Origin of the sequence: Streptomyces aurantiacus (genome assembly GCF_001418335.1) — a bacterium.
GTDB classification, from domain to species: Bacteria; Actinomycetota; Actinomycetes; order Streptomycetales; family Streptomycetaceae; genus Streptomyces; species Streptomyces aurantiacus.
Genome location: NZ_LIPP01000092.1, coordinates 1 through 7,535 on the forward strand (window position 1 = coordinate 1; position 7,535 = coordinate 7,535).

Sequence of the window (7,535 nt, forward strand, 5' to 3'; positions counted from 1 at the left end):
TCGAACCAGTCGCCGCCCACCTCCGCCCCCGCCCCCGCCGGCAGATAGCGGCCCAGGGTCTCCACACCGGGACCCGTCACCGTGGGCGAGTTGAGGAAGGCCCGCTGCATCTCCACGGCCGTCTCGTGTTCCCGCGTGTAGCGGACCGCGTGGGCGATGCCGGTGGCGGCCCGGTCGGTGAGGTCGCCGAGCAGCTCCGCGTCGTCGTCGGTCAGCGGCGGGGAGTCGCCGGCCCGGAACACCATCACCGCGCCCACCAGTTCCTCCCGGACCGCGAGGGGCAGGTAGATCCCGGAGTGCGCGCCCATCCGGCGGAAGTGCTCCTTGCGTTCGGACGGCAGTGAGAACTGGAGCATGGACTCGTCGTCGGGGTGACTGAGGACGAGCGGGCGCCGGGCGGCCAGTACGCGGGCCATGGGGGACCCGGTCCGGTACACGATCGACTCGCCGAGGCGGCCGAGCGGCGAGGACACCTCCCTCAGATCCGGTGTGGTGGTGAGCGCGATACGGCGCATGCGCAGCGGATTGCACTTCGAGGGCGCCCGGAGCGTGCCTTCCGGGTCGCCCACGTCCACCGCCGCGTAGTCCGCGAAGCGCGGCACCAGCAGGTCGGCCAGCGACTGACAGGCCTGGCGCAGGTCGAGCGTCGAGCCGGTCGTGCGGTTCGCCTCGTCGAGCAGGGCCATCCGGTTGCGCGCCCGTACGAGGTCCTCGCGGCCGCGCAGCGTGTCGGTGACCTCCAGGAGGACTCCGGCCACCCCGAGGACCTCGCCGTCCGGCCCGGACAGCCGGTGGTAGGCGCCCAGCCACCACCGCTTGTCCCGCAGGTCGGCGGCGGCGGCGTCGTCAGTGTCGTCGGCGGCGTCGGCCGAGCACCGTCCGCCGACCGTGACGATCTGCGGAACCCCCGTACGCAGCACCTTCCCGAGCAGTTGCTCCGAGGACTCCAGGTCCGGCAGCAGCTCCGGCATCCGGCGGCCGATGTGCTCGGCGGCCGGGACGCCGTTGATCAGGGCGAGCGCGTCGTTGAGGTAGAGGTAACGCAGCTCGCGGTCGAGGACGGCGATGCCGGCGGGGCAGTCGTCGAGGAGCCGCCGGGTCAGCGCCAGCTCCTTGAGCAGCCGCTCCGCGGACTGGGCTGCGTTCTCGGCGTTCTCGGCGCGGTGCACGGCGTCCGCGAGCGCCGCCAGCTCCGCCGGGGACAGCAGGATGCCGGCGATGGGCTGGACCTGGTCACCGGGCACCCGTCCACGGCACCACGCCACCGCCCCGCCCACCAACGGGCGGGACTGTCCGGGTGATCGAGTCCTTACCGGAGTGGTCCTACCGCGGCAGGGGCGTCACCGCCTTCTTCCGGTCCCCGTCCCCGTTCCCGTCCCCGTCCCCGGGGGAGCCGGCCAGCCGCCACACGTCGTCCGCCTCCAGCGCGGCGTACGAGGCGGGCTGCTGCGTGCCGGTGAGGCCCGCGACCCGGGCGGGCTTTCCCCCGCGCTCGGCGAACAGGGCGAGGGTGAGGGCGAGCCGGGGCGAGTACATGCTCTGCCACACCGTCCGGGTGCCCGGCCCGCTGCCCGCGCCCGCCGAGTGGCCGACCGCCGTACCGGACGCGTCGACCTTGCCGGATGGGACGGGTGGGACCACCGTGGCTGGCGAGGCCGAGCGATCCGCGCTGAGCGGCACGTTCAGCATCGCGCTCGTCAGCTCCACCTCCCTCTCGTCCATCGCCGTACGCGTGCTGGGCCGCGCGGTGTGGACCGTGCGCCCGGCCCGGGTGATCTTCGCGACGGTGTACGGCGTCGCGTACGTGCCGCCGGCGGCCAGGGTGGCGTACGCCGAGTTCAGGCGCAGCGGCGTGGGAGCCGTCTCCTTGGCGAGGTCGCCCAGCGGGCCGCCGGGCCGCAGCGCCTTGAGGAACGGGTCGAGGACCGTGCCCGCCTCCACCGCCCCGTCGACGGCGTCGTTGAACGGCTGGTGGGCGTAGTCCGACCCGCCGTACAGCACCCGGACCGCGCCGTCGCCGGGGACGGTCGCGACGACGGCGGTGTGCAGCCGGCCGCCCTTCACGCCGGCGGGCGTCTGCCTGCGCACCAGCTCCGCCGTCTCGTCCTGGAGGCCGAGATCGAAGGTGGTGTGCACCTTGTAGCCGCCGCGCGCCAGCTGGTCCTCCGTGATGCCGAGCCGGTCGGCGGCCTCGGCGGACGCGGTGTCGATCAGGTACTGGCGCTGGCCGTCCGTGCCGCCCGGCGGATAGAAGCGGAAGGCCGGGAAGCGGGCGGCGGCCCGTTCGCGGGCGCTGATCGCGCCCGAGTCCGCCATCGCGTCGAGCACCCACACCCAGCGGCGCTCCAGCGTCCCCGTCACCTTCGAGTCCGCGCCCGCCCGCTCGTAGTACGAGGGCAGGTTGACGATCCCCGCGAGGGCCGCGCCCTGGGAGACCGTCAGGTCCCGCGCGCCGACGCCGAAGTAGTTCCGCGCGGCCGACTCGACACCGGCGGCGCCGCGGCCGAAGTACACGGTGTTGAGGTAGCCCTCCAGGATCTCGTCCTTGGACCTCGTGCGGTCCAGCTTCACGGAGATCAGCGCCTCGTGCGCCTTGCGTTCCAGGGACTGCTCGGGGGTCAGCAGGGCGTTCTTCACGTACTGCTGCGTAATCGTGGAGCCGCCCTGGCGCGCGCCGCCCGTCACGGTGGCGAGGGCGGCCCGCAGGATCGCGGACGGCGCGACCCCCGAGTCCGTACGGAAGGAGCGGTTCTCCGCGGCGATCACGGCGTCCTGGACGTGCCGCGGGACCTGCCGCAGGGGGATGTCCTGACGGTCGACAGGGCCGCGACGGCCCAGGTAGTCGCCCTCGGTGTCCACGAAGACCGTGCTCTGGCTGACGGTCTCCGGATGCGGGTCGGGGATCTCGGTCGTCCGGTACGCGACGACGAGCGCGGCGCACGCCGACAGGAACAGCGCGAGCAGGACGGCCAGGGTGCGGCGGAACCGGCGGGCGCGGGTGCGGCGGAGCCGGACACGGGCGTGCCGGAGGCGGGTGCCCATGCGGCGGAGCCGGGCGCCGGTACGGCGGAGCAGGGAGCGGGCGTTCATGTGGGGGCGTCCGTCCGTCATGAGGGGGTGTCCGTCCGTGCAAGGAGCTCACCGGCGGAGTCGTAAGCCTTCACGGTGATGTCCTTCAACGCGCTCGCCCCGCCCGGGAGTTGGCTGTCGACGTACCAGGCCGACCAGCCGGGTGCGCCCGCCAGGGTGAGGACGCGGGCGGTGAACGTGCCCTCGGACGTGACCAGTTCGACGCGGGTCGCCTCCCGGGTGCCCCCGTGGCCCCGGTGGACACCGGAGAGGAAGATCCGCTTCCCGGAGACGGGGTCGGCGTGGAGCGTCAGGCCGGAGCCTTTGCCCTCGCCCTCGCCCTCGCCCTTGCTTTCGCTCTCGCCTTCGCGGAAGTCGTGGAAGAGGTTCTGCTGCCCCGGTGCCGACCAGTGCGTACCGTCCTTGGCGAGCCAGAACTCCACGCCGGACGCGGCGACGACGCGCTCCCCCGGCGTGACGACGCGAACAGCCGTCCTGGCCACGGCGGTGGTCTCGGAACCGGACCCGGAGGCCGTGCCGCGTACCACCCCCAGCACCAGGGGTACGAGGAGCAGCGCGCCCACCGAGGTGAGCAGGGCCATGGTGATCCGGCGCTGCCTGCGGCGCGTACGGCCCGCCTCCGCTATGGCGGCAACGGGAACAGCAACGTGTCGCGGCTCGGGCGGACTTCCGGCGAGCGGGGTGTCCCCGTACGCGGGATGGGCACGCAGGGCCTTCTCGGCCCGGCGCCAGAGCCCTTTGGCCGTTCCCGGCGAGGAGTTGAGCAGCGCGGCGACCTCACGGTGGGTCAGGCCCTCCCAGTGCCGGAGCACGGCCACGGCCCGTCGGCGGGGCGGCAGGCCGGCCAGTACCTCGGTCGGCGGGTCGAGCGGATCGGGCGCGTACGGCTCCGGCGCGTGCCCGTGCCTGGGCCGCCCCCCGTGCCCGAGATGCCCGTGGTTCCCGCGCCCGGAGCGGGTGAGCAGCGGTGGCCGCCGCCGCAGAAAACCCCGTACCAGTGCCCGCCGGACGTAGAACTCCGTGTCGTCGCCCCGCAGTCGGCGCCGCGCGTACACCTCGGCCAGCGCCGCTCTCGCACGTCTCTCCGCGTCGGCGGAATTCCCCGTGAGCAGCCGGGCCGTACGCGTGAGCCGGGGCCAGTACTCCCCGGCGCGGGCGATGAAGTCGTCGTCCATGGTCAGTCGAGCGCGACGGTACGCGCCACTCCCTCCGGCTCAGCCCTGCGCGGTGCTTGTGCTTCGATGTACGCGACCTACGTGACGTACGGGAGCTATACGCACGACAGAGGCAGCCGGGTTGCACGGGATATCCGCGAACAGCGGCAGGGGGGTGTGGCGGGGAGATGACCGAGGACGAGTTCGACGGGTTCTACGCCGCCGCGTTCCCCCGGCTGACCGGGCAGCTCTATGCCTTCACCGGGGACCACGGCGAGGCACAGGACGTCGTCCAGGAGGCGTTCGTACGTGCCTGGGACCGACGGCGGGAGTTCCTCGTCGACGGGGCGCCCGAGGCATGGATCCGTACGGTCGCGATGCGGCTCGCGGTGAGCCGCTGGCGGCGGGCGCGGCGTTGGCTGGAACTGGTGCGCCACAATCCGCCGCCGGAGCACACGCCGGGACCGGGTCCGGAACGGGCCGCGTTGGTGGCGGCGTTGCGGGAACTGCCGGAGGTGCAGCGCATGGCCGTCGTTCTGCACCATCTGTGCGACTTGAGTGTCGAACAGGTAGCCTCCGAAACCGGTGCGCCGGTGGGTACGGTGAAGGCCCGGCTGTCCCGTGGCCGGGCGGCGCTGGCGCGGCGGCTCGGCGAGGCCGACGAACTGGGTGAGAGGGAGGACGACCGTGTCCGATGAGCTCACGCCCGGCCGGTGGCACGGGAACCTGGAGGGCGAGTCCGGGAACGCGGAGGGCGGGTCCGGGGCCGGGTCCGGGTCCGGAGTGGGATTCGAGCGCTCAGCACTGGCCGTCGCGCTACGCGAGTTGACCCAGGACCACGAGACGCCCCCGACCGTCTCAGGGTCGGAGATCCGCCGTCGTGCGGTACGCCGCAGGCGGCGCCGCAAGGCCGCGCTGGCCACGGCGGGCACGGCCGGTGTGGGCGCGCTGGCCCTGGTGCTGGCCGTGGCGTTCACCGGCGGTGAGCACGGTGAGCGCTCCCGGTCGACTCGGCCCGCCGCCGGTTACGGCGAGCCCACACCGTCGGTCACCGCCGGGCCCGTGCCGGCCACCGTCGCCGCCACGGTGGACCTCGGCCGGCGGCAACTGGTCGCCGAGGGACGTACGGTGCCCATCTCCTCCGGGACGGAGAAGTCACCGACAGCGACCGGGCTCATGACGGTCACCGCCAAGTACAGGTCGGCCGCGGTGCCCGCCGATGTGGCGGGCTGGAGCACGTACGACATGAAGGCGAGCTGGGTGATGCGACTGCGCGGCCCCGGCGACCGTACGAACTACCTCCTCTCCCTCGACTGGGACCAGAAGGCGCCCGGCAGCTACGACATCACCGGTGGCGCGATCGGGCTGCAGAGGGAGGACGCGATGTGGCTGTACGAGATGCTCAGGCCGGGTGCGGTGGTGGAGGTGGTGGGGGCGACCCCGACCCGGCCGGCCGACGTGTCCACGCCGTCGCTGGCGACACCGGGGCGGTCGACACCGGAGCGGTCGACAGAGGAGGCCGCCACGCCGACGGGGGCGGCGAGAGCGACAGGTGCCGTGGGCAGCGATACGCGGCCTTGAGGCATGCGGCACGCTTGTGGGCCGGCCTTGCGGGCCGTTGTGGGCCGGTTGTGCGGGCGAAGTCCTGGGGTGGGCTTTACTGCGTATTAGTTGCAGGAGCGGTGGCGTGGCGTGAGGGTGGGTGACAGTTCCACCGGAGGTTCGTACGACTGCCTCTCGAAGGCCACCCCCTCCTCCTGGCGTGCCTCCCTTGTACGGGAGGAGCGGGTGTGGCCGTGGCCCCGTGAGGGCGGCTCAGGAAGCGGCTCCGGGGGCGGTTTCGGGGGCGGTTTCTCAGTGGTGCGGCATGAGCCGGTCGCGCACGCGGCGGGCCGCACCCGGGCGCGGCCCGGGGACCGCCGCGGGACGCTCCCAGTCGCAGGGCGGTGTCGGGCGCCGGAGCGGGATCGCGCCCTGTTCCTTCAGTGCGACGCTCACAAGCCCCAGCAGGAGCTGGACGTCGGCGTCGCAGTCGAGGAGCACGGTGATCCAGGAGGCGCCGGGGCGGACCCTGATCGCGCTGGCGTGCAGGAGTTGGGGCAGCAGTCGTTCGACCGCGGTGGGCGTGAGGAAGAGGTCGGCGGAGTCGTCGGAGTGGAAGTGGACGATCTCGTGTCCCGCCGAAGCGAAGGCATGCCCAACGGCGCACCGGGGCGGGCCACTTACCAGGTTCGGCCAGGTCTCCAGAAGAGCCATGGCGCGAGGGGCCGCGGTCATGACCTCATCCTCGCGCACGCTTCACCCGCAGGACCACCCCCAGCAACCTCCGACTACTCGTTCCACATGGCCGGTCACTCGGAATGGCCGGTTACTCGAACGGCCGGTCACTCGAAATGGCCGGTTACTCGAACGGTCGGCGCAGCAGCTCCCGTATCGCCTCGGTGATCTCGTCGGGGGCCTCCTCCGCCATGAAGTGGCCGCACGAGACGGTGCTGTGCCGCAGGTCGTCCGCCCACGCGGACCACAGCGCGGCGGCGTCGAACCCGAGTGCGGAGCCCCAGTCCTGCTGGAGGACGGTCACCGGCATCCGCAGCCGGTTGCCGGCCTCGCGGTCGGCCAGGTCGTGCGTGACGTCGATGCCCGCGGAGGCGCGGTAGTCGGCGACGATGGACGGGACGGCCGCGCGGGACGCCGCGAGGTAGGCGGCGCGGACGTCCGGCGGCACGGCCGCCGGGTCGCGCGTCCAGATGTCGAGGAAGTGGCCGAAGAACGCGTCCGGGCTCGCGCCGATCAACTGCTCGGCCAAGCCGGGCGGTTGGGCCATCAGATAGAGGTGGAAGCCGACGGCCGCGGACGTTCCGTGCAGGACGTCCCACATGTCGAGGGTCGGCAGGACGTCCAGCGAGGCGAGGTGGGTGACCGCCTCGGGGTGGTCCAGGCCGGCCCGGATCGCGACGAGGGCGCCCCGGTCGTGGCCGACCAGGGCGAAGCGGTCGTGCCCCAGCGCCTTGACGAGGGCGACGACGTCGGCGGCCATCGTGCGCTTCGAGTACGTCGCCTTGTCGGGGTCGGTGGGTTTGTCGCTGGCTCCGTAGCCGCGGAGGTCCGGGCAGATGACGGTGTGCTCGGCCGCGAGGCGGGGCGCCACGTGGCGCCACATGAGGTGGGTCTGGGGGAAGCCGTGGAGGAGGACGACGGGGGTGCCGGTGCCGCCGACCGCGACGTGCAGCTCCGCTGTGTCCGCGCCGGGGATGCGGTGGTGGGCGAAGCCCGGGATGGAGGGGGTGACGG

The 7,535-nt window shown here is 73.2% G+C and carries 7 protein-coding genes; 2 read left to right on the forward strand and 5 right to left on the reverse strand.

All coding sequences use genetic code 11. The annotated features are described in order from the left end of the window. The 3 genes from AOK01_RS13515 to AOK01_RS13525 form a co-directional block, all read right to left on the reverse strand. Positions 1 to 1,244, reverse strand: a 1,244-nt coding sequence (locus AOK01_RS13515) for a PAS domain-containing protein (protein WP_055511244.1), incomplete at its 3' end; no start/stop codon positions are given. Between the two features lie 79 nt (positions 1,245 to 1,323). Next, on the reverse strand, positions 1,324 to 3,111 hold the full coding sequence (locus tag AOK01_RS13520) for a transglycosylase domain-containing protein (protein WP_055511245.1): 1,788 nt from the start codon (positions 3,109 to 3,111) through the stop codon (positions 1,324 to 1,326). Continuing rightward, entirely contained in the window at positions 3,108 to 4,265 is a 1,158-nt protein-coding gene (locus AOK01_RS13525) for a sigma factor-like helix-turn-helix DNA-binding protein (protein WP_055511246.1), read from the reverse strand. The genes AOK01_RS13520 and AOK01_RS13525 overlap by 4 nt, the downstream gene beginning before the upstream one ends. A 167-nt stretch (positions 4,266 to 4,432) precedes the next feature. Here AOK01_RS13525 and AOK01_RS13530 point away from each other — a divergent pair, with 167 nt between their 5' ends. Further along, positions 4,433 to 4,942, forward strand: a complete 510-nt coding sequence (locus AOK01_RS13530; RefSeq protein WP_055511247.1) for a SigE family RNA polymerase sigma factor — start codon at positions 4,433 to 4,435, stop codon at positions 4,940 to 4,942. Then, positions 4,932 to 5,825 (forward strand): L,D-transpeptidase, encoded by an 894-nt coding sequence (locus tag AOK01_RS13535; RefSeq protein ID WP_055511248.1) that lies wholly within the window; start codon positions 4,932 to 4,934, stop codon positions 5,823 to 5,825. The genes AOK01_RS13530 and AOK01_RS13535 overlap by 11 nt, the downstream gene beginning before the upstream one ends. A 273-nt stretch (positions 5,826 to 6,098) precedes the next feature. Here the strand turns inward: AOK01_RS13535 and AOK01_RS13540 are convergent, their stop codons facing one another. Together AOK01_RS13540 and AOK01_RS13545 are read right to left on the reverse strand one after the other, a co-directional pair. After that, positions 6,099 to 6,521 (reverse strand): luciferase domain-containing protein, encoded by a 423-nt coding sequence (locus AOK01_RS13540; RefSeq protein ID WP_055511249.1) that lies wholly within the window; start codon positions 6,519 to 6,521, stop codon positions 6,099 to 6,101. 124 nt (positions 6,522 to 6,645) lie between these two features. Beyond that, positions 6,646 to 7,535, reverse strand: an 890-nt coding sequence (locus AOK01_RS13545; RefSeq protein ID WP_245702229.1) for an alpha/beta fold hydrolase, incomplete at its 5' end; no start/stop codon positions are given.